Raw genomic sequence first — 25,183 nt, forward strand, 5'->3', positions numbered from 1 at the left:
TATTTTTTTTATAATTTATAGAGTTCTAAAGTACTGGCTCATATAATGATGTACCGTTCCCGATCTTTACATCATAAATTTTTAAATCAATATCAAAAGCTTCTTTATACAACTTTGTCAGTTTTTCTTTAATAGCTTCTTCTTCTCCTTTTTTGATCAAGTTAATCGTGCAACCACCAAAGCCGCCACCCATCAAACGAGAACCAATTACGGCATCCTCTTGTTTTAAAGTATCCACAATAAAATCCAGTTCCTCGCAGCTTACCAAATATTCTTTGGATAACCCTTCATGGGTTTCAAAAAGTAGTTTACCTAATGCTTCAATGTTTCCATTATCCAAAGCTTGGCAAGCAAGTGCTACACGATGAATTTCTAAAACAACATAATGACATCGATCAAATACATTTGGTGCCATTTCTTCTTTTAATTGAAGTACATGACTTTCGGTACAATCTCTGAAACTAGTAATCTCAGGAAAATTACTTTTGATAATTGAAAGCCCTTCTTCACATTCTTCTCTTCTAGTATTATATGCCGAAGAAAACAAAGAATGTTTCACATTACTATCAAATAAAATCAGTGAATAATCATTAAAATCAGCGTTGTGGTATTCGTATTCTAATGTTTTGCAATCGATTTTAATCACTTTATTTTCTAAACCCATCACGCTCGAAAACTGATCCATTATTCCGCAATTGATTCCAACCCAGTGTTCCGCTTTTTGTCCCATTAAAGCAATATCCACTTTAGGAATTGACAAATTGAACAATTCTTTGATTCCGAAAATAGTTCCACATTCTAAAGCTGCCGATGAAGACAATCCTGATCCAACTGGAATATTACTGCTAAAAACACAATCGAAACCTTGAAAAGAAAGACCTTTATCCTGCAACTGTTTGATTACTCCCAAAATATAATTCGTCCAAACTACTTTGCTCAATGAAATGGTTTGAGTCAAATCGACTTCAAATTCTTCATTTAAGTCAATCGCAACAATTTTGGATGTTTTTGAATTGTTTTTTGCAAAAGCGAAACAAATAATTTTGTCAATAGCTGCGGGCAAAACATACCCATCATTATAATCAATATGTTCTCCTATGATGTTAATTCGTCCTGGAGAAAGCACAATTTTTTCGGGAGCTTTACCAAATTTTTCCTGAAAAAATGCCGTCGTTTTTTTTATTAATAAATCGTTCATTATTTTGAATATTATCCTCACCCCCAGCCCCTCTCTAAAGGAAAGGGGAGTTTGTTCGGTTTAATTTATATTTACTCTTTGTGTTTTTTATTTCTCAGTTACCAGATTCAGTTTACCACTCTTCAGCCCATCACCGATTACTTCCAATTTGATATCGCCTGCATCAGTTCTCGATTTCACCAGTACAACCAATTTTCCGCTAAATAATTTCATCGTGTCTTTATGGAACATTTCGAGTGAAGTCGCATCTCCATTACAAGCGGCGCGGTACGTACCTGCTCCAGAAACTTTAAATTTCAACTGGTTTGTTGCTGTTGGGCAAGGAATTCCATTTTTATCGACTACAGATACAGTTACGAAAGATATATCTTCACCATTGGCCGTGATTGTTTTTCTGTCTGCATCCAAAACAATTTGGTACGGTTTGCCAGCGGTTCGGATTTCCTTTTCTTCAGCAACTTTGCCATTGTCATCATAAGCAACAACTTTTACCGTTCCCGGCTCATATTTTACATCCATCCACATCAAACGGTAGCGATTCTGTGGGGAGTTTTTGTTTTTTGTCTGAACTCCCATGCTTTTGCCATTGATAAAAAGTTCGGCACTGTTGTAACTGGTGTACACAAAAACAGGAGTTGTTTGTCCTTCACGACCTTCCCAATTCCAATGAGGTAAGATGTGTAGCGTAGTTGCCTTGGTGTTCCAACGGCTTCGGTACAAATAATAACGGTCTTTCGGTAAGCCTGCTAAATCGTTAATTCCGAAATACGAACTGCGAGACGGCCAGCTTTCGTCATAAGGTGTAGGCTCACCCAAATAATCAAATCCTGTCCAAACAAATTCACCAATTACCCAAGGTTTATCATCTTGAAGCACAAAATCTTCATCGGGAACATTGGACCAACTACAGGCTTCCAAATCATACGATGAAGATTGAAAGTCTGGATATTGCTTCATTTTTTCTTGTACTACAGGAAATTTGTAAATCCCTCTGGAGCTCACTGTTGAAGCGGTTTCGGAACCTAAAATAAATCCTTGTGGAAATTTTTTGAATGCCTCATCATACAAATGGACGCGATAATTGAGTCCTGGAATATCCAACAAAGCTCCAAAACCAGATTCCATCGTCGCTTTCACTTGATCCATTCCTACGGTTACAGGACGTGTTGGGTCTTCTCTATGAAAAATCTCCTGCAACCATTTGGCACGTTTTACACCCGCTTCTCCCCATTGATCTGGCACTTCATTTCCTGAGCTCCACATCACAATAGAAGGATGATTTCGTGTGGCTTGCACCAAATTCACAATGTCTTTTTCGGCATATTCGTCAAAAAAGCGGTGGTAGCCGTTTTCTACTTTTGGTAAAACCCATTCGTCGAAACTCTCTGCCAAAAACAAAAAGCCCATTTCGTCAGCCAACTCCAATTGTTCGAAAGAAGGCATATTGTGCGAACTACGAATAGCATTGCATCCCATATCTTTTAAAATGGTCAACTGTCTGCGCAAAGCGGCTTTGTTTACCGCAGCACCTAGAGGTCCCAAATCGTGATGCAAGCAAACCCCTTTGAATTTGGTCACTTTCCCATTAAGACTAAATCCTTTATTGGCTTCATATTTAATCTCTCGGATTCCAAATCGGGTGGCAACTTCATCTTTTAGTGCATTTCCAACATACAATTGAGAAACGGCTTTATACAAATAAGGTGTTTCGGGACTCCACAGTTTAGGATTTTCTACTTTTACATTTTGGTCAAACTCTTGACCGAACGATATAGTCGACTCCTCTGAATTTACTTTTTGACCTTCGGCATCAAAAATAGTGGTTACCAAACGTGTATTTTCACCAGAAGCTTTGGTCTTAATATTGACTTTGGCCACGGCATCACTAATAAAAGGTGTCGTTATGAATTGCCCCCATTGGTCAATACTTTCATTGTTCTTAATAATAACACTTACTTTTCGGTACAAACCAGCTCCAGGATACCAGCGGGAAGCAAATTCTTTATTGGTTAATTTTACAGCTACAGTATTAGCGCCTTCTTGGATGAATTGAGAAACATCAAAATAAAAATAACTATAACCATACGCCCATTCTCCCACTTTTTTCCCATTCAAATACACTTGAGGTTCGCTCATAGCGCCTTCAAAAAGCAATAATATCTTTTTCCCTTTGGCTTCTTTAGGCAAAGTAAAAGTATTGCGATACCAAGCAGTGCCAATATGTGGTAAAGCTCCGGTTCTTCCCGTTTTTTCGGTCGCTACATTTTCACCATTCTGAACAATGGCAACTTTCTGTATATCTACATTTTTATCAAAAGGGCCATAAATTGCCCAGTCATGTGGAACAGATACGTTTTCCCATTTCGAGTCGTTGAAATCTACTTTAGATGCTTCTTCAAAATCGCCTTTTTGAAATTTCCAATTGGCATCTAAAACTTTAACCTCACGTGTTTGAGACCATGTCAATTGTGTGAATGTTAAAAATAGAACGAGTAAACATATCAATTTCTTCATTTTTAAACAGGTATAATTATTTAATATCTATACAATTCATTATAAACATATAAGTCATTTAAGTTAAAGTAAATTTGTTTGCCCAAATACTTATTAAAAGAGAATATAAGTTAAAACCTTTCTTTACAAGGCTAATAGCATTTGCTTAAATGAACTATTATTTTCACTTGCTTATAATCAAATTAAGAGCTTATATGACTTATATGTTTCAACATTTTCGAATCAAAACTATTCTTTAAACGCATCCAATGCCATTGAAGGTTTCCCATCAGCTTTCCAGGCACTCAATTGTTGGCATCTAAAACTTTAACCTCACGTGTTTGAGACCATGTCAATTGTGTGAATGTTAAAAATAGAACGAGTAAACATATCAATTTCTTCATTTTTAAACAGGTATAATTATTTAATATCTATACAATTCATTATAAACATATAAGTCATTTAAGTTAAAGTAAATTTGTTTGCCCAAATACTTATTAAAAGAGAATATAAGTTAAAACCTTTCTTTGCAAGGCTAATAGCATTTGCTTAAATGAACTATTATTTTCACTTGCTTATAATCAAATTAAGAGCTTATATGACTTATATGTTTCAACATTTTCGAATCAAAACTATTCTTTAAACGCATCCAAAGCCATTGAAGGTTTCCCATCAGCTTTCCAGGCACTCAATTGATATCCGCTCCAGCTTTTTTCGCCTTCTGGTTCCCAATAAATTACGCCTAAACCTTTGTTATTTGGCACTGCTTTTACTGCTTTTATAACGGCAACCAACATATCGTGAGTGTTTTGTTCCAAAGTGTAATCGCCACCAACCTCAACAATCATTACTTCTTTATTGTATCGAGCAGCCATATCGTTTAGATTATTTGCTAAATCTGCAATGGTTGCTTTGTAATCACTTTTTATCCAATAGGGATAATAAGACAATCCGATCACATCATACTTAACATTATTAGCTTTCGCATTGTCAAAAAACCATCTAAATTTTTTGCTGTTATTACCTTCGTCTAAGTGAACAATTACTTTGATTTTGGAATCTATTTCCTTTGTTGCTTCATATCCTCTATTGAGTAATTGTGCTAATTGACTGAAGTTGTCCGTACTTCCTTCGGGCCATAACATACCACCAGGGATTTCATTTCCGATTTGTACCCATTCTGGCGTAATTCCAACCTCCTTAAGTGCTTTTAAAACATCTCTTGTGTGGAAATAAACATCGTTTAACAATTCTGAAAAAGTATGATTTTGCCATTCCAACGGTTTGGTTTGTTTGCTTGGATCAGCCCATGAATCGCTATAATGAAAGTCAATCATAATGCGCATTCCCATGTTTTGCGCGCGAATAGCCATGGCTACTGTTTCTGTTGTGCTACAATGACCGCTTGCTTTATCATTTGATGGATTTACCCAAACTCGTAATCTTATGGTATTCATTCCACGATCTTTCAACAATTGCAAGCAATCTTTTTGGGATCCATTCGTATCATAAAATTTGTATCCCGTAGCTTCCATTTGAGGCAACCAACCCACATCAGCACCTTTTGCAAAAATATTTTCTTTAGGTTTTTGCGTTGTTTTATTAGTAGTACAATACGTAAAACCCAAAACTAAAAGGATCCCTATTGAAAATAATATTTTTTTCATTATCGTTTAGTTTAGATTGAAAACTGCTAAAACAGGTAGTGATTTATTCGTAAAATCATAGAAAGCTTGATTTTCAAAAGTAGAACCATCTTTGGCTTGATTTCCTTTGAAAGCGATCCACTCACCTCCCCAATAGGAGAATCCGATACCACTTTTAGAACTTTTCAACAAACTTTTGATAGCCAACATATAACTTTTTTGTCCTTCAGGAGTTGCCGAATAACCCGAAACCAATTGGGTATCTGATCCAACTATATTATTTGTCCAATCATTATAGTCTAATGTAAAAGGATAAGCTGTTTCTGCAATGATTACTTTCTTGCTGAACTTACTTCCTAAAGCATCGATAGTAGTTTTTACTACTGTCAAATCTTTACCGTGCCAAATTGGATAATACGAAAGACCGATATAATCATAATCAACACTTTTTATTTTGGTAAAAAACCAATCCGTATCTGATGCATTTACACCTGCATAATGAATCATGATTTTTGTTTTTGGTGCTTTGCTTCGAATGGTAGCACTTGCGGTAGATAACAAAGCAATACATTGCGCTTCTTGATTGATCAAATTTCCTTGAGGCCACAGTAAACCGCTATTTATTTCGTTTCCGATCTGAATAATATCCGGATTAATTTCTGTTATAATTGTAGAGGTATAAGTAGCAACAGCCGTTTTCAAATCGGTAAAAGATAAATTTTTCCACTCATCTGGAGTCGTTTGAGCCGCTGGATCTGCCCAAGTATCAGAATAATGAACAGTAAGCCATACTTTTAAACCGGCTGCTTTTACTCTTGCTGCAAGCGTTTTCACTTCGGCAAAAGTAGAATGCCCGCTTGTTGGGTTTTTCCATAAACGAATACGAATCGTATTACAGCCTGCATTTTTTAAAGTCGTAAGCATGTCTTCTGCTTTGCCATTATTGTATAGAATTGTTCCCGTACTTTCAATTTCAGGAAGAAAGGAAATATCGGCAGCTCTGATAAAATCATCTACCACAACTGGTGGATCCACAACTACAGGTGCATCGGAAGAATCGCTGCTAGAGCAAGCAAATTGAATTGCAAATACTATAAAAAGTGATAATAGGGTTAGAATTTTTTTCATGATGGATTTTTTAAATGGATTGAAATTTATAAGTGGTATTATGAGCGTAAACTGAATCTTTTTTTAGAATTGCACTGGGAAAATGCCTGTTATTTGGTGCATCTGGATAGTTTTGAGTTTCAAAACAAATACCGCTTAAAGGTTGATAATGAGCGTTTTCTTTACCCTTAATTGCATTAAAACAATTTCCACCAACATAAATATGAACTCCAGGTTGATCGGTATAGACGGTCATTTTCAAATTATTTTTTTTATTAAAAAGAGAAGCGGCAAATTCTTCTTTTCGATCCAAAACAAATGTATTATCAATTACTGAAGGACATTTTTTGGCGGTTAAAAAATCAAAAGCAGTATTTTCAATTTGTAAAAACCTACCAGTTGGAATATTTTCAGCAGATGTTTCCAACATTCGATTCGCATTTATAATTAATTCCTGATCTGCCACATTGGATGAATGCCCGTCTAGATTAAAATAACTGTGATGGGTTAAATTCACAACGGTATCCTCTGAAGTCTTGGCACTATATTCAATCTTCAATTCATTTTCTTCGGACAACGTATATTTAAGTTCTACTGCTAATTCTCCTGGGTAATTCTCTTCTCCAGCTGGACTAGTGTAACTCAAAGTTATAGCAGGATTATCACCAGAATGTATATTTTTGACTGTCCAAACTTTTTGGCTAAACCCAATAATACCGCCATGTAATGCGTTTTCGTTATTGTTTTTATTCAAAATAAATTTTTGTCTATTCAGACAAAAAGTACTATTATGAATCCTACCAGCGAATCTTCCAACAGTTGCGCCCATATAGGGCGGACTTACTAGATGAAACGATTGCATGTAAGACTCTAAATTGTCAAACCCCAAAACAACATCAACCAATTCGCCATTTTTCAAAGGCATTTTCAATTCGGTTATCGTAGCTCCGAAGGTGATTACCTTTAAAAACATTCCGTTTTTATTGGATAATTCGTAAGCATAAATGGCTGTACCATCTGGCATTAAACCAAACAAATTGGCTTCAGAAGGAGTTATAATTTGTGAATTGTGTTTTATTTCCATTGTATTATTATGAAATTTGAAATTCAAATGTAGAACAAAATTTAAATTATACATACCAGTACCTACCAGTTTGTGAAACATTAAAAAAAACCTCGAATGTATAGCATTCGAGGTTTTTTTTTAAGTTACTGAGATGTTAAGCTACTAAGATTAAAAACATAAAGAAACGATTGAGAAGCAACTATGATTCTTATATATTTTTAAAATCTTATCAACCCTGCGACTCTTTATAAAACAGGTACAAACATGTATCTATTATCTATATCATTAAACCAAATGTCGTATTTACCTGCTGTAACATAAATATCGGCACCAGCACTATCACCAATCCAAGTAGTGTCGGCAAGAAATTTAAATTTCCCTGCGGATGTAAAGGTGTAAGTGATTTTCCAGATGTGAGCATCAAAAGTTGACTTCGTCATAGGAACACTAGTCACCCAATTATCCAATGGTGCTGCGTCTCCAATAATACCAACTGAAGCATACGTTTTCATTGATCCTGTATAAGGAACAATAGTATATGTTAATGCTTTTATGTCAATTGCAAAAGTATAATAACCTGCCGCATTAGTTGGAAAAAGTCCTGGATCTGGATCACTTTCAGTTGCTCTGTATTGTACTTTGTCACCATTTGCACCATACATTGGAGCCCAAAAACCAGTTTGCTCAAGCAATTTAAACCCACCAGCTGCAAAGTAACCTGTATAATATTGTTTAGCTGGATCAGCTGGATCTCTAAAAATTGGAGCAACAGCTTTATTTGCATCCCATTCCGCAGAAGTTCCAGGTCCAATCAAGAACAAATCTTTTGAAGGGAAAACACCTTGATATGGTTTTACTACAATCGTAATTGGGTTAGAATATTTGGGTTCAGAACCTGTTGTTCCTACAGTTGATACGATTCGAATGTCAAGATTTCCATCAACATCTGGAAGCAAACCTAGATCTAGAGCTTTTGAATTTAATTCAGAAACGCTTATCGATGCATGTGTTGTTGTAGAAGTAGCTATATTCACAGGAGCCGCAAATTCTGTATTGCTTTTTGCAAACTGAATGGTATAACTCACGATAGTTGGCGTGCCATACGTTACTGCCTCCCAAGTCAATGTCAAAGCAGTATTGTTTGGAGTAGCTTCGTTCATTATAACAGAAGAACCTGCATCTGGAGTAATTATAGAAAAAGCAGCAGCTTGAGGCTCTAAGATCAAGAAATTTTCCTCGTTTTCACATGACCACATACCTAAGATAAGGGCCAATGCTATAAAATGTTTGAATATATTTTTCATAAGTATGTATTTTTTATTTGGTTTTTAATTGTCCTATGTAATTCGCATATCGCAATCGGTATCTGTGACCAATTTACAGTTATGCTCATTTCATGTTTTTATGTTTATTATGTTAGTGGATTTTTTAGTAACCTGTATTTTGAGTTAAATTATGATTGGCACCCAATGATCCAACAGGTACTGGGAAAACATTCATGTGTGATGGAATTGAAACTCCAGTAGAAGCATTCCCTTTCCAAGCCCAATTGTATGACCCTCCAGTAAATTTTCCAAAACGGATTAAGTCTTGTCTTCTATGGGCTTCCCAATGCAATTCACGGGCTCTTTCATCAATGATAAAATCAAGAGTCAAATTTGATGCAGTAATATTCCCTACAGTCGAAGTTTTATTGGCTCTTTCTCTCAAATCATTTACATAAGTTAATGCCTGAGCTACATCGCCATTACCTCCTCTTAAAGTTGCTTCAGCATACATCAAATACACATCTGCCAAACGGAATAAAGGAAAATCAGTATCTGCATAAGTAGAGCTACTCCCTTTTACTCCGGTAGCTGTTTTGTTTGAATATTTAGATAAAATATACCCTTGTGTTTTCACACCAATATCAGCAATATCAATTGTTCTTTGTTTAGAAGGATCACCTTGTATACCAGTACCAATAGTTTTGCGGGTATCTTGATTGAATTTACCTCCGTCAAATTTTTGTGCAAATTGTTTTCTGATTCGAAGTGCACCACTCCATCCACCAATTCCAAAATCGGCACCATTATTTTCCCAAGCACCAATTTGACCATTAGTTAATACTGTTGTTGCTCCCCAGTTTTGAGAAACTACACCATCTGATTGGATTCCGAAAATTATCTCTTCAGAAGTATTGTTATCTGCTTTGAAATTATCTAGGTAATTTGGTTTTAAAGAATACCCTCCAGCAATAATTTCATTACACTTGGTCACACAATCATTATAGCGATCCGCTTGAATGTACACTTGTGCATTCAAATAAATTTTAGCCAATATCATATTAGCCATTCCTTGATCTATTCTACCATAAATATTGGCACGAGCTGCTTTTAAACTAGGAAGTACTGTTACCAATTCAGATTCAACAAAATCAAACAATTGTTTTCTATTGAATTCTGGGCCTGCAAAATTGATTGGATCATTTTCGGTATACATAGGGGCTTTACCAAACAAATCCATCATGTTGTAATACGCATAAGCACGCAATACACGAACTTCATTTCTATAAAGTGCAATATCGGCTAGTTTTGAAGCATCTGTAATTCCTCTTGATTGCAGTTTTTCTGGAGTACTTTGGCGTAAAAACTCGTTGGCATACGCCACAGAAGCCATGGTTCTACTGTACATTCCTAAAATGATAGGATTAGAAGCTGTCCAAATATTTCTTTGCAATTCAGCAGTTCCTTCATCGGCTTCATAACTCCAAACTAGTTCGTCTGTAGTTAAATCTTGCAAATACAATAAACATCTGGTAAATTGACTCGTTCCTGCATCTACACCTTCAAGCGAAGAATTGTTCGGACCAATAACACCCGTCAAAGTAAGATTACCATAAACTCCAGCTAAAGCTTTTTCGTAACCTTTTGGTGAAGTATACAATGCCTCCGAGGATAATACATCATCATCTTTAGAGACAACATTCAAATCATTCGTACAGGATTGAAGTACCGTTCCAAATACTAAAATGGATATAAAAATATATTTTTTCATGATTTTATTTTTAAAATTTGAGGTTAAGGCCAAACAATATTGAGCGTTGTCTTGGGTAAATTGTTTTATCCACTCCGTTGTTTGTGATTTCAGGATCCAATCCGCTGTATTTTGTAATTACAAGGACATTTTGAACACCAGTTGACATTCTTAACGTAGCTTTATCATTTAACCACTTGGTAAATGTATAGCCCAAAGTAATATTATCCATTTTTAAGAAAGAAGCATCTTCTACATAAAGGTCAGATAATAAAACATTTGAAGTAGTTTGAAAACCAGTTTCTAGTATAGAAGTTGGTACATTACTCAATACTCCTCCGTTTTCTAAGTTATCAAACTGAGCATTACCCGCTGCTTCAGCATTAAAAACTCTATTTCCAACACTAGCTCTTAAATTGAAAGAGAAATCGATATGTTTGAAATTCATTGTAGAAGCAAATCCGAAAGTAGCATCTGGATCTGGATTATGATAAATGTATTTATCCGAATTGTTTTTTATGTTATCTCCATTAATATCAGCAAAAGCACCGTCAATTGGTTTACCCGCTGTATCGTACAATTGTTTGTAAACATAAAAGGAGTAAGGAGTATAGCCTTCGCTAAAGATTTGACCTGGAGTTCCTGTACCAGAAATATTATCTCCTAATAGAATATTTGTATTATTAACTAAATCCTTAATTCGTCTTTCAAACTTTGAAGCTGTAAAATTCACATTCCAATTGAAACTATCCGATTGCAACAAAATGGCATTCAAACTTAACTCGATCCCTTTTGTGGTGAAAGATCCAACATTTTGATACACACGATTTGAAAAGTTACTACCATCAGAAATAGCAGCATTTACTAATAAATCTTTTGACACTTTAGAATAAGCTTCGACAGAACCAGATATACGATTGTTTAAAATTCCAAAATCAACACCTGCATTTAAAACAGTTGTTTCTTCCCATTTTAAATTTTTTGTTCTTTTGCTAGACAAAGCGATTGGAGTCGCTGTAGTACCAAAATAATATTGGGAATTCCCACCACCAACTTCATATTTTTCTAAATAACCATTCGGATCTGGTATGTCTTGTTGGCCTGTGATACCATAACTCACCCTTAATTTCAAGTCCGATAAAGTCTCGTTATCTTTAAAAAATTCTTCTTTCATTTTCCATGCAAAAGCAGCTGCTGGAAAATTACCCCAACGATTTTCTTCTTCAAATCTAGAAGAACCATCTCGTCTATATGACATTGTCAATAAATATTTGTCTTTAAAATTAATATTGGCTCTACCAAAAAAGCCTATTAAAACAACATCTGTATCAATTGAGGTTTCAGGAAAAGTCGAAGGCAAATCTGGATTTAAGATATTACCCGTTTCGAATTTATTTGTTTGAAATTTTTGATAGGAATATCCTGTAGTAAGATCTAAATTAAAATCTTTAATATTTTTGTTATAGGTCAAATAAGTATCTAATAATTTATTTCTTTTGGTCGCTTTTGTAAATTCATTAGTACCATAAGGAATGTTATTATTTGATGGCGCAGAACCAGCATCTTCTCCTACTAATCGTGTTCGCTCTCCATTCGATTCGTCAAACCCAACATTGACAACAGCTCTTAACTCCGGTAAGAAATGAAACTTATAATCCGCTTCAAAATTACCAAAAACCCGACTATTTGTCCCTCTATCATTGGTCATCAACAATTGAGAAACTGGATTTCTGGCTGCATTGGCATTCAAAGTGTATTTACCAGCAGAATTAATTCCAGTAGTGTATTCAAAGTATCCGCCATAAGGAGCTCCATCAACTGTAACAGGTTGTGTTGGATCAAAACTAATGGCTGTTCCCTCAACTGCATCAGTAAACCTATTTTTTTCGTCAGCATAATTCGCTGCTAGTTTTAATTTTAAATGATTATCAAAAAAAGCAGGATTCATAACCAAACCAATTGTATTTCTTTTGAAAGTATTGGTTAATCTCAATCCTTGTTGGTTTGTATTTCCTAAAGTCAAACTAGTTGGAATAACATTCAAAAGATTACCTCTTACCGATAAGTTTTGATCTACATAACCAGTACTTCTATAAATTTCTTTTTGCCAATCGGTATTAGCAGTTCCTAATTTACTAGCATAATCCGTTCCATTTTTTTTATCCTCATTTACAATAAGAGCACGATATTCATCAGCACTAAAAACATCAACAGTATTGACTAGTTTACCTGCCCCATAAAGAACATTATAGTCTACCGCCAAAGTTTTACTTCCTTTTTTGGTTGTAATAATAATTACTCCATTAGAAGCACGTGATCCATAAATAGCAGTTGCAGAAGCATCTTTTAAAACAACAATAGATTCTACAGTACTTGGATTTAAAGATGCTAAGAAAGAAGACGATCCTATGTTTGTATTGTTATCCAAGGGCAATCCATCAATAACAACAAGAGGGTCATTACTTGCAAACAAAGAACTTCCTCCTCTAATTCTCATTTCGGATTTAGCCCCAGGAGCTCCTGTAGTATTTACAGCTAAACCCGCTACGCGCCCTTTAAATAAATCTTCGGTTCCAACATTGGCACCTTTATTAAATTCCTTTGCAGTCAGTGCAACAACAGCTCCAGTAGCATCTTTTCTTTTTACTGATCCATATCCTACTTGAATTTTCACTTCAACTAATTGATTTGCTTCTGACTGAAGGCTAACTAACAGTGTTTTTTGATTTGTGAAGGTTACAATTTCTTTTCTGTATCCAATAAATGAAAAAACGATTTTATCGCCTTGTTTCACATTTGGAATTTGAAATTTTCCGTCAAAACCGGTTGAGACCCCATTTGGGACTCCTTGTATATTTATATTTACTCCGGAAATAGGCTGTCCAGAACCGCTGTCCAGAACTGTCCCTTTTACTGCATTCTGCGAAAAAGCGCAAAACGGAAGCAGGAGAAATAAAAATAACAACTTCATGTAAATTGTTTTCATACTTTTTTTTAATTTAAATTGATTTTGGGTTAGGTATTGATTCATGCATTGGGCATTGGGCATTGTAACTATTAATTATGATTGATTTTAATATCTATTTTATTGTATTTAAAAATTCTTATTCCCTAAAAAAAGAAAAAAGAAATCCTATATCATATTGCAGATTTTAATGTAAAATCGACATATAATTTCGTTTTTAATAAGATAAATTGTTTTTTTGAATTGTTTTTTTATGAAATATGAAAATCAAAATTATGTGTTAAATTTACATTTCAATACCAGTGCCTACCAGTTTTTTGTATATTTGCCCAATAACCAACTTTTGACATGAAAATTATATCGATCCAAAATAACCTTGGAATACCAAAATACAAACAGATAATTCAATCGATTGAAAAGGCAATTGAAGAAGAAAAACTTACAAAAGGCGACCGACTTCCATCCGTAAATAAAGTATGTTTGGCCTTTTCTTTGTCACGAGATACGGTTTTATTAGGGTATGATGAACTCAAAAAAAGAGGTATTATTTATGCCATACCTGGAAAAGGATATTATGTCAAAAGCGTTGAAATCACTATAAAACAAAAGATCTTTTTACTTTTCGATGAACTAAATATTTTTAAGGAAGACATATACAATTCGTTTTTAAAAAATATTGGTAAAAATGTACAGGTTGATATTTTCTTTCACCACTTTAATGTACAAGTCTTTCAAAAATTAATAAATGATAGTAATGGGAATTACACCAAATATATTATCATGCCTACCAACTTAATCGATGTAGCAGCATTTATAAAAACCCTACCAGTAAATGATGTAATTATCCTAGATCAAACCAATGATAATCTAAAATCCTTTCCTGCCATCTACCAAAATCACAGAAAAGACATCTGCGAGGGTTTGTCTAAGGGAAAGTCGAGATTGAACAAATACAACAAACTCATTTTGATTTTTCCGGGTTTTAGAGAACCTATGGGAATGAAAATCGGTTTTGAGGATTTTTGTAAAGAATACTCATATGATTATGAAGTTATCAATGATTTTACCGATAATGAAATTATAATTGGCGGTGTTTACATTATTCCAAATGACCGAGATTTGGTTCACGTAATTGAAAAAGCAAGGCAACAAAATTTAAAATTAGGAACCGATTTTGGAATCATTTCCTACAATGAAACCCCGCTAAAAAAAGTGGTATCGAATGGGATTACCACTATTTCAACAGATTTTACTACCATGGGAAAACTACTCGCACAAATGGTCCTAAAAGGAAAAAAAGAACAAATCGAAAACAAAAGTGCCTTGATTATTAGAAACTCCTTGTAATTGATTTTTATAAATTTTACCTATTTATAAAAAACTATCTTTTTAAAAAAATTTGTAATTAACTGCAGCATTTATCAAATAAATTCGACTTTACAATTTTTTAATATGAAAAAGGTTCTAAACAAATATATGTTTAGAACCTTTTTTATATTTAATATCAAATTTAACTTTATTACAATTAGTAAAATTTGACCTATTTTTTTATAAACTTTTGAGAATATTGCTCTTCATTTTCAAATTTTATCTTTATGATGTAAACCCCCTCTTTTAAATTACTAACATCAATAGTGTTGTTAAAAGGGATACCTCTTTGTATTAAATTTCCTTGAATACCAATTATTTGATAATTCATAGTAGGCAAATGAGTCTCAATTTTAAGCAAATCACTTACTGGGTTTGGATAGATTTTTACTGTATTTTCCTTTGAGATTAAATCAGTAACTCCAAGTGTATCTGTCCAAGTATAAGAAAAACCATCTGTTACATTCAGCAATTCAGCAGTTTGATTATTAGCTCCAGTCATACCATTGCTAAAAACCACACTAACACTTGTTGCGCCAACTATAGTATATTTATAAAAACCATTTTCATAAGTAGTCATCGTTGCTCCAGGAAAAATACTGTTAGCAATACTTCCAGCAGGAATAGCATTCCAATAATGAATTTTCGGAACAGATATCCAAGTAGTTGGTGGCTTGAAATAAACAGTAAGAGTATTCGGAGTTACAAAACGATAGACTTCTGTTTTTACAGCTGAACTCGCATTAGAAGTGTTTTTTACAAAAGCTTTCAAAGTCGTATTTGCTGTTATTGCCAATGATTTGGTTCCAACGGAAGAACTCGATGCCGTAGTTGGTTCGGTTCCATCTGTAGTATAATAAATCGTAGAGGTATTGACATTGGCTGTCAAAACTACATTTACTGTGTTACCAGTTGTAAATGAACTTCCTGCTGGAGCAATAGTCAAATCTGGAGCTAGATTGAAACTATACACTTCTGTTTTTACAGCGGAACTCAAATTGGATGTGTTTTTTACAAAAGCCTTCAATGTCGTATTCGCTGTTATTGCTAATGATTTCGTTCCAACAGCAGAACTAGATGCTGTAGTTGGTTCAGTCCCATCTGTAGTGTAATAAATAGTAGAAGTATTGACATTGGCCGTCAAAACTACATTTACTGTGTTACCAGTTGTAAACGAACCTCCTGCTGGAGCAATTGTCAAATCTGGAGCTAGACTGAAACTATACACTTCTGTTTTTACAGCTGAACTTGCATTGGACGTATTTTTTACAAAAGCTTTCAAAGTCGTATTCGCTGTTATTGCTAATGATTTCGTACCAACGGAAGAACTCGATGCCGTAGTTGGTTCGGTTCCATCTGTAGTATAATAAATCGTAGAGGTATTGACATTGGCCGTCAAAACTACATTTACTGTGTTACCAGTTGTAAATGAACCTCCTGCTGGAGCAATAGTCAAATCTGGAGCTAGACTGAAACTATACACTTCTGTTTTTACAGCTGAACTCGCATTAGAAGTGTTTTTTACAAAAGCTTTTAAAGTCATATTCGCTGTTATTGCTAATGATTTCGTACCAACAGCAGAACTAGATGCTGTAGTTGGTTCAGTCCCATCTGTAGTGTAATAAATTGTTGATGTATTGACATTGGCCGTCAAAACTACATTTACTGTGTTACCAGTTGTAAACGAACCTCCTGCTGGAGCAATAGTCAAATCTGGAGCTAGACTGAAACTATACACTTCTGTTTTTACAGCAGAACTCGCATTGGATGTGTTTTTTACAAAAGCCTTCAATGTCGTATTCGTTGTTATTGCCAATGATTTGGTTCCAACAGCAGAACTAGATGCTGTAGTTGGTTCAGTCCCATCTGTAGTGTAATAAATCGTAGAAGTATTGACATTGGCCGTCAAAACAACATTCACTGTATTTCCAGTTGTAAACGAACCTCCTGCTGGAGCAATTGTCAAATCTGGAGCTAGACTGAAACTATACACTTCTGTTTTTACTGCTGAACTTGCATTGGACGTATTTTTTACAAAAGTTTTCAAAGTCGTATTTGCTGTTATTGCTAATGATTTCGTACCAACAGCAGAACTAGATGCTGTAGTTGGCTCAGTTCCATCTGTAGTGTAATAAATAGTAGAAGTATTGACATTGGCCGTCAAAACAACATTCACTGTATTTCCAGTTGTAAACGAACCTCCTGCTGGAGCAATTGTCAAATCTGGAGCAATAGGACATCTTCCAACTGGTTCTGCAGTTAACCAACCTCCATCATAATACTTAATTCCAGCAGTTGCAGTTAGATTGGTCGTTTGTAACGTTCCATCATTAAAAATCACACTGGAAGCACTTACTGTAGATGGAAAAGTAAAAGTATACCAATCGCCGCAATCGGGAGTCATAGCCACTCCAGGCCAAGTTACTGCCGTTGTTGTTCCTGTTGTTGCCCAATAATAAATTTTTACTGAAGAACTCCAAGTCGAAGGTTTTTTGAAATATACAGTAAATGGAGGAGCAGTACTAAAAGTATAAGTTTCTGTTTTTACAGCAGAACTAACATTTAAAGTATTTTTAACAAATGCTTTCACAATTGTATTTGAAGTAATTACCAAACTTTTTGAACCAACAGCCGATGCTGATGCTGTAGTAGGTTCTGAACCGTCCGTTGTATAATAAATTGTAGAAGTGTTTAAATTGGCTGTCAAAACAGCATTTACAGTTGTTCCTATATTGTAAGTACCGCCTGCATCTACAATAGTTAAACTTGGCACATCTACCGCACTCAGTTTATCCCAAATTGCAAAACCTGTTCCGGACAATTTTAGAATCCATCCTGTGCCTGATGGCGACCAATTATCAGAACCTAATTTCATAGCAACTTTATCATCAATAATTGCGGCATACAAATTAGTAGTAGCGGCAACAATATTTAAAGCCGATGTACTACTTAATTGATTGTCTTTTCTTATTTTAATCATCGCATCAATTTCAGTTTTAATACCCCAATTGAAATAATGAGGCCACCAAACCATTGGAGTCCCAGGATGAGTTAATAAATATGCATAGCCTTTTAAAACTTGCCCTCCAGGAAACACCCAAAGATCTTGACCATATGGCGCTGGACCCGTATCATGATTGTCTAGCATAGTTACGGCATTAGACGGCCAAACCCCAATTAAACCAGATGCTTTCCCATTACCATCTTTTAAATAACTCAAATTATTATCATTGAATGCATTTTGAAGAGTACTTTTGGTCGCAAAATCAAAAGCAGCTGATGATGCAGTTGTTGTCCCAGCCTTAGTATAATCAATCCATTTTACAATTCGATCCCTGTTTCCTTCTAATATTTCTCCAACAGAAAAATAAGGGCTCGTAGCATCATTGTATTCTTTGATATATTTGCCATCGTAACCATGTACAAAATCATAGCGCCAACCGTCAAAACCAATATCTGTTTTCAACCAATTCATCCAAGTTTTGATTCCTTCACGAACTAGAGCATTGCTGTGATCTAAATCTCTAGCAGCAGAAAAAGATCCAGATTCTCCTGGCGATTTTAAACCAGCAGCAACAGGATCATAATCAGGTGCTCCAGTTCCTTTTTGTCCAGAAGCACTAATATTTGAGTTATTACAAATTGACCATGTTTCAGTTGGTGTATTCCAAGAAGGTGTTGAAAAATCATACCAACCAAGGGTACCTCCTCTATGATTGATTACGATATCGGCAATTACTTTGATGTTTTTCGAATGCAGGTCTGTTATCAAAGACACTAATTGTGCTTGTGTTCCTTGAGCATTATTCAAATCATACCATACGGTAGGAATATATCCCATTCCTCCAGTTGATTTGCTAGGTGGTGGCAACCATATAGCGTCAAATCCAGCAGTTTGCAAAGCTGCAGAGTTACTTTTAATCACTTCATACCACTTAGTAGCAGAAACATCAGTGGTCCAGTGAAATCCTTGAATCATTACTTCTCTTCCTGTCGCTTTGGTTTGCGAAAAAACATAGGAACAAAAACAACCAATTAGTATTATTGTTAATAGAAACTTATTCTTCATTTTGGTTTATATGGGTTATTTTAAATTAATAGTATAATTATTTAAGTAATTCATCAAAAAATTACAAACCTTTATTATCATTGAATAACATCAAATTCATTCGCTGGGAGTGATTATTTTCTAAATCAACGTATCAAAGAGAAATGTGATTTAAATAACTTAATTTCGGATTGTTCGGTATATTCTATGGTGAACCAATAATCTGTTGCTGGCATTTCCGCACCAATATAAAACCCATCCCAACCATCACTCGTTGGATAAATTTGTTTTAATAATTTACCATAACGATCAAAAATATAAATAACAGATGCAGGTTGTCCATCGAGTCCAACAACATTCCAAAAATCATTATGCCCATCTCCATTTGGAGAGAAAAATTTAGGATATCCTATTACAAAAAAACTTTGAGTTAAATTGGTACACCCATTTTCATCACCTACAGTAACAGAATGTGGACCAGGTTTCAAATTTTCAAAAACATTTGACGATTGAAAAGATCCATTGTCCAGCTGGTATTCATATGCTGCATTACCACCAGTAACGGAAACTGTTACCATTGCATTATCAGAAAAAGCCAAAGTCTGAGTTGTTGACATAGCTAATCCTGGGAAAGAATCAGTCACTTTAACCGTTTCGGATGTAGCATCACAACCCGTTAAATTGTTTGTCGCTTGCACTTTGTAGTCCCCAGATTGTACAGCGTCATACGTATTAGAGTTCGCACCAATTATAGGTATTGCATTTAAATACCATACAAAATTATAGTTTGAAGCACTCAAGCCAGAATCTAGTGTATGTGTTTTAAATGCAATACCTGTTGCTTGTTCGACACATATTACACCTCCTACAAGAGAAGGTTTTGGTGAAGGATTTACGTTAACGATAATATCTAATGGTATTCCAATACATCCATTAAGACTTGGAGTAATTGTATAGGTAACATTTCCTTGTGAATTTCCAGTAGCTTCTAATATTTGATTTATAGTATTTCCAGTTCCAGCAATAGCTCCAGTAACACCAACTTGAAGAACTGTCCAATCAAAAGTAGTTCCTGAAATTGTAGGAGATAAAACAACATTAGTATTGTATCCACTACAAATTGTTCCTGGGGGTGTCCCCAAAACTTCTGGTAACGGATTAACAGTAATCGTAACAACAATTGGCGTGCCAATACAACCATTAATTGATGGTGTTATGGTATAATCTACAGTACCTGGTACAAAACCCAAATTGGAAAGTGTTTGTGTAATGGTATTTCCCGAACCTACAGTAGCACCTGTTACGCCTGTTGCATTTACAGTCCATGAAAAAGTAGTTCCGACAATGCCACTAGATAATTTGATATTAGTAGTTTCTCCTGAACACACTATTTTCTTAGCAGTATTATCAACAACATTAGGCACAGGGCTTACATCTATAGTAATCATTTTTGGTAATCCTAAACAACTTCCAGCAATTGGCGTTACATTATATACCACTTGTCCTACATTAGTTCCTGTAGTTGAAAGTGTCTGTGCAATTGTATTTCCTGTACTGGATGAAGCACCTGATACATTATTTTGCACGGCATTCCATGAAAAGGTGGACCCTGGAATTGTACTTGATAATGCTATCGAAGTTACATTACCAGAACAAAGGGATGTAATTCCTGTATAACTAGCAATTGGTAATGAATTTACGGTAATCGTTCCAAGCATAACTATAGCAGGATTACAACCTCCTGTTGTGGTTACTCTATAATTAAAAGTTCCCGGAAGCGTTGGTGTACCGCTAATTGTAAAAATACCAGAAACAAAAGTACCAGTTATTCCAGCTGGTAATCCTGTTACAGTGGCACCAATAGCGCTACCCCCAACAGTATATACTATTGGTGTTATCGAGTCATTTGAACAAATGGTTTGATTTGTTGTTGTTGAAGCCGATGACAGAATCATCGTTGACAGAGGATTAATTTTAATTGTACCTCCCAAAATAACAGTAGGTGAACATCCTCCTGTTGTAGTGACCTTGTAATTAAACAAACCAGATACAGTTGGAGTACCACTAATGGTAACTACACCACCAGCAAAACTACCTGTTACTCCTGCGGGTAAACCATTTATCACAGCTCCCGTTGCACTTCCCCCAACTGCATAGGTAATTGTATTTAATGTCGAATTCAAGCAAAAAACTTGATTAGTTGTAGAAGCTACCGTCGTCAAAGTAAGGGTTGATAACGGACTAACTGTTATCGTACCAAATAAACTTACTGCTGGTGTACAACCGCCAGTAGTTGCAACTGTATAATTAAATGTTCCTGCTACCGTTGGGATTCCACTTATAGTAAATACCCCAGAAGAAAAACTTCCTGTTACACCAGTAGGCAATGCAGTGACACTGGCGCCAGTTGCACTACCGCCAACGGTATACGATATCGGAGTAATGGCAGTATTAATACAAAGAGACTGACTCGTTGTAGCTGGCAATGATGACAAAATCATTGTTGGTAAAGGAGTAACAGTTACCGTACCCAATGCACTCGCACTGGAGCATGTTGTTGTTGGGTCTGTTATAATCACACTATAATTTCCAGCCACTGTGGTAGAAAAACTCGCAATATTTCCTTGAGCTGGTGCAGTAATGGGCACTGTCCATACATAATTATAGGTCCCGGAAGCTCCAGGAGTAGCGGTAACGATTGCGCTACTACCTGCACAAACTGTTGGATTATTAACCGTAACTGTAGGCAATGGATAAATAACTACTGTTTTGCTAGCAATAGCACTCGAACAATTTGCATCCGAGATTATGACATTATAGGGTCCTGCAACAGTGGTAGAAAAACTAGCTACATTTCCAGGAAGAGAAGCCCCAGAAGGAACTGACCAAGTATAATTATAGGTACCAACTATGCCTGGAATCGCTGTTACGGTTGCACTGTTTCCAAAACAGACTGGAAGGGTATTCACGGTAACTGTAGGCAAAGGATTTATTGTTACTGCACCTGAAGCACTTGAACTGAAACAAGTTGTTAATGGGTTTGTAATTACTACACTATAATTTTCTGCAACTGTGGTAGAAAAACTAGCCACATTGCTTGGAGCAGAAACGGAACTTGTCCAAGCATAATTATAAGTACCTGAATCGCCTGGCGTGGCAATCACGGTTGCGCTTGTTCCAGCACAAACCGCTGGACTATTTACCGTAACTGTTGGCAAAGGATTTACAGTGATATAAAAAACCATATCTGGCCCAGTACAATTTGGTGGTAAAGGATCAATAGCATTTACTGTAATCTTAGCAATTTGGGCAGTGGTTACATTAGCCGTTGTAAAAGATGGGAGATTATTAGTACCACTCGCAGCTAATCCAATTGCAGTATTATCGTTTGTCCATTTAAATGAAGCCGTCGCCAATGGACTTGTAAAAGTTTGAATAGGAATTATAGCATTAGCACATTTTTTGATATCAACAATTTGATTGGTTGTTGGAGTATTACAAGCCGAAGCAGCACAAGTAAAAGGCCCAACAAAAATAGAACACGGACTTCCGATTGGTTTCACACTGATCGTAATGCTTTCACTTGGTAACAATCCAGTAACATTCAAACTATTTGCTGTTGTATTCCCAGTAATTGCAGCACCACCTGATGATTTTGTATAGGTATAATCATAACTTGTTGCTCCAACTACTGCAGTCCAATCAAAAGTCACACTAGTGTTAGTTTGTGTACCACACGAAAAAGTCAAAGGAGGATTTACAGTCGCAACTATTGGTACTCTTGTAGCAGTAGTACACCCATTAAGAGTAGCATCTACATAATAAGTAGTCGTTGTACTTAAACTTGTAGGAGTATTGATTGAATTGCCCGTTCCAAAGGAAGCGCCCGTAGTAGCGGTATACCAATTGATGGTTGAACCAGCTGTTGCGGTAGCCGTCATAGTAACCACTCCAGCGCCACAACTTGAACCTCCAGGTGTCGTCAAAATAGTTGGAATTGGATTTACAATCGCAGTAACCATTGCACGTGGAGTCGAAGTACAACCATTTAAAGTAGCATCTATATAATAATTGGTTGATGTACTAATACTTGTGGGTGTATTTACAGTATTTCCAGTAGTAAATGCAGCTCCTGTTGTTGCTGTATACCAATTAATGGTCGATCCTGCAGTAGCAGTAGCTGACATACTTACAATTCCAGAACCGCATAAATTACCTCCTGGAGTAGTGAGTATACTAGGGACAGGATTTATGGTAATAGTAGCTGTTGAAGAACCTGCCAATTGACAAATAGCAGCATTGGCAGCCACTGCATAGGTCACTGTGTAGGCCCCAACTGCCGAAGTTGCTAAATCGATTGCGCCTGTAGTAGCATTTATCACTAATCCTGCTGTTGAACTAAAGGTCCCACCCGTAACAAAACCAGATGCCAATGTAGGTAAAGGATTAGTCCCATTTTTACAAACTGGTGTAGGATATGAAAATCCGATAACTGGTGCAGATCCACCAATTGATACGATCGTTGAAGTAGACAACGAACATGTTTTTGAGGATGTGGTACTAAAAGAAATATCATCTATGGCAAAATCATTTCCACCAGATGAAATATTAGAATCTATAATTTTTATAGTAGCCAAGGTCGCTGCACTTGAGTTCCAAGTCCCAGTAATATTCGTCCAATTACAAGTTGTTGTTGCTGGTGTTCCTGCAATTACATTGTTTGTAGCCGAAATTGGTGATATAGTAACAGGGCTTCCATTAATAAGTACATCAAAAGTAGCCTTACTTCCATCACCTATATTTTGAACCCAAAACGAAAAAGTATAACTTTTTGAGGTTTCAACAGGTACCGTTTGTGACCAAATTACGCTATTGGCAATAGTTGCACCATCAGCTACTAACATATTTCCTGAACCCGTTGTTTTGTCTCCACAAGTGGTAAATTTATTATACCATGTAGAAGGATTTGATACGATACCATAAGCAAATTGCGTTCCACTTGTATTGGTCAAAGAATACCCATAATCCGAATAAAAGCCTGATGTTCCATTTTCAAAACCAGGATTTCCGATTAAATTCCCAACAGAAGGAGGAACAGTGGTCGAATTTACTGTATAGGTAGTAGGAGTAGTAGGAGTTACAACAATACTATTTCCTGTACCCACTATGGCTCCCCCTGGTGAAGCCGACCAAGAATAGGTCGCGCCACCATTGGCTGCAGTCAAAGTAACCGTTGCTCCAGACAACAAACATCCAGTAGGCGATGCATTTAAAGTAATATCAGATGGAGCTATCAATATTGCAGGAGTTGAAACCGAAGAAGCTGGAGAATTGGAATCAGTTACTGCTACAGAATAAGTACCTCCTGCTAAATTTTGAAAAATCCCAGTAGAATTGGTCGCCGATACTGCTCCAGATAATGTAAAAGTAAATGGCCCAACACCTCCATTGGGATAAGCAACAATTACCCCATCATTACCAGTTGGACAAGAAGGATTGGTTAGCGAAGTCGATATCGTTAATGGCGGTGGTGGAGCGTATAATGAAATATCATCAATAGCAAAATCATTCCCATTAGGTGTCGCACTAGGTAATGACAATTCTATTCTTACCCATTTTGCTCCAGTGCCCGAAGGTGTAAATTCATACACTACCTTTTGCCAAGTTGCACTATTTACAGTAGCACTTCCCGATTTCAAAACAGGAGTACAAATACATTGATCTAAAGCGCTAAATACTATAACCGGATTTGGAAATGCACTATTACTGGTTCCATTTTTATTAATATTAACTACCCAATAGGAAAAGGTATAGGTAACTCCTCCTTCTAATTTTATGTTTGGATTTTGCTGCCAAAATATTTTAGAGTTAGTTGAACTTAACGCATCAATAACCATCATTTTGGCTCCTGAATGTGGCGGTATAGCATTAAAACTAGAAGTATTCATTGGACCTGAATCCGCAATTAGGGCATAATTACCATTTGAACTACTTCCACTTATACTAGCAGTAATATCAATATATGCATTGTCTGTCTGAAAACCTCCTATTCCCTCAAAACTAGGATTGTTTGATGAAAGCAGATTCTGAGCATTTGAAAAAGTAAATGTTATAAAACATAAAAAAACAAGTAGTAGTAATCTCTTTTTTGGGGCAAAAAGGGATTGCAAAGTAAAATTTTGCATAAGTATAGGTTATAAATAGTTTGGTTTGGCGAATTGAAAATATCAATCCTATTTTGATATGTGTTTTTTTTAAACGATCTTTTTATCAATCA

The 25,183-nt window shown here is 35.7% G+C and carries 11 protein-coding genes; 1 reads left to right on the plus strand and 10 read right to left on the minus strand.

The genetic code is table 11. From position 1 onward, the window contains the following. Nucleotides 1–25: 25 nt before the first annotated feature. The 8 genes from galK to OYT91_RS12660 form a co-directional block, all read right to left on the minus strand. Entirely contained in the window at nucleotides 26–1,198 is a 1,173-nt protein-coding gene (gene galK, locus OYT91_RS12625; protein WP_281238247.1) for a galactokinase, read from the minus strand. Between the two features lie 87 nt (nucleotides 1,199–1,285). Then, complete coding sequence (locus OYT91_RS12630) at nucleotides 1,286–3,712, minus strand: DUF4982 domain-containing protein (RefSeq protein WP_281238248.1); 2,427 nt, start codon at nucleotides 3,710–3,712, stop codon at nucleotides 1,286–1,288. Nucleotides 3,713–4,323: 611 nt separating this feature from the next. Beyond that, entirely contained in the window at nucleotides 4,324–5,358 is a 1,035-nt protein-coding gene (locus OYT91_RS12635; protein ID WP_281238249.1) for a glycoside hydrolase family 53 protein, read from the minus strand. Nucleotides 5,359–5,364: 6 nt separating this feature from the next. Continuing rightward, nucleotides 5,365–6,465: a glycoside hydrolase family 53 protein gene (locus tag OYT91_RS12640; protein ID WP_281238250.1), complete on the minus strand. Its 1,101-nt coding sequence runs from the start codon at nucleotides 6,463–6,465 to the stop codon at nucleotides 5,365–5,367. Between the two features lie 10 nt (nucleotides 6,466–6,475). After that, nucleotides 6,476–7,528 (minus strand): aldose epimerase family protein, encoded by a 1,053-nt coding sequence (locus OYT91_RS12645; RefSeq protein WP_281238251.1) that lies wholly within the window; start codon nucleotides 7,526–7,528, stop codon nucleotides 6,476–6,478. A gap of 227 nt (nucleotides 7,529–7,755) precedes the next feature. Then, nucleotides 7,756–8,814 (minus strand): SusE domain-containing protein, encoded by a 1,059-nt coding sequence (locus tag OYT91_RS12650; protein ID WP_269221501.1) that lies wholly within the window; start codon nucleotides 8,812–8,814, stop codon nucleotides 7,756–7,758. 124 nt (nucleotides 8,815–8,938) lie between these two features. Beyond that, entirely contained in the window at nucleotides 8,939–10,546 is a 1,608-nt protein-coding gene (locus tag OYT91_RS12655; protein WP_281238252.1) for a RagB/SusD family nutrient uptake outer membrane protein, read from the minus strand. A gap of 10 nt (nucleotides 10,547–10,556) precedes the next feature. Next, nucleotides 10,557–13,511, minus strand: a complete 2,955-nt coding sequence (locus OYT91_RS12660) for a SusC/RagA family TonB-linked outer membrane protein (protein ID WP_281238253.1) — start codon at nucleotides 13,509–13,511, stop codon at nucleotides 10,557–10,559. 327 nt (nucleotides 13,512–13,838) lie between these two features. On the opposite strand from OYT91_RS12660, the gene OYT91_RS12665 reads away from it, so the two are divergent. Next, nucleotides 13,839–14,837 (plus strand): GntR family transcriptional regulator, encoded by a 999-nt coding sequence (locus OYT91_RS12665; protein ID WP_281238254.1) that lies wholly within the window; start codon nucleotides 13,839–13,841, stop codon nucleotides 14,835–14,837. 193 nt (nucleotides 14,838–15,030) lie between these two features. Here OYT91_RS12665 and OYT91_RS12670 read toward each other — a convergent pair whose 3' ends face one another. Together OYT91_RS12670 and OYT91_RS12675 are read right to left on the minus strand one after the other, a co-directional pair. Then, nucleotides 15,031–18,927 (minus strand): chitobiase/beta-hexosaminidase C-terminal domain-containing protein, encoded by a 3,897-nt coding sequence (locus OYT91_RS12670; protein WP_281238255.1) that lies wholly within the window; start codon nucleotides 18,925–18,927, stop codon nucleotides 15,031–15,033. Nucleotides 18,928–19,052: 125 nt separating this feature from the next. After that, nucleotides 19,053–25,091: a T9SS type B sorting domain-containing protein gene (locus tag OYT91_RS12675; protein WP_281238256.1), complete on the minus strand. Its 6,039-nt coding sequence runs from the start codon at nucleotides 25,089–25,091 to the stop codon at nucleotides 19,053–19,055. Between the last annotated feature and the right edge of the window lie 92 nt (nucleotides 25,092–25,183).

It is taken from the genome of Flavobacterium praedii (assembly GCF_026810365.1).
GTDB classification, from domain to species: Bacteria; Bacteroidota; Bacteroidia; order Flavobacteriales; family Flavobacteriaceae; genus Flavobacterium; species Flavobacterium praedii.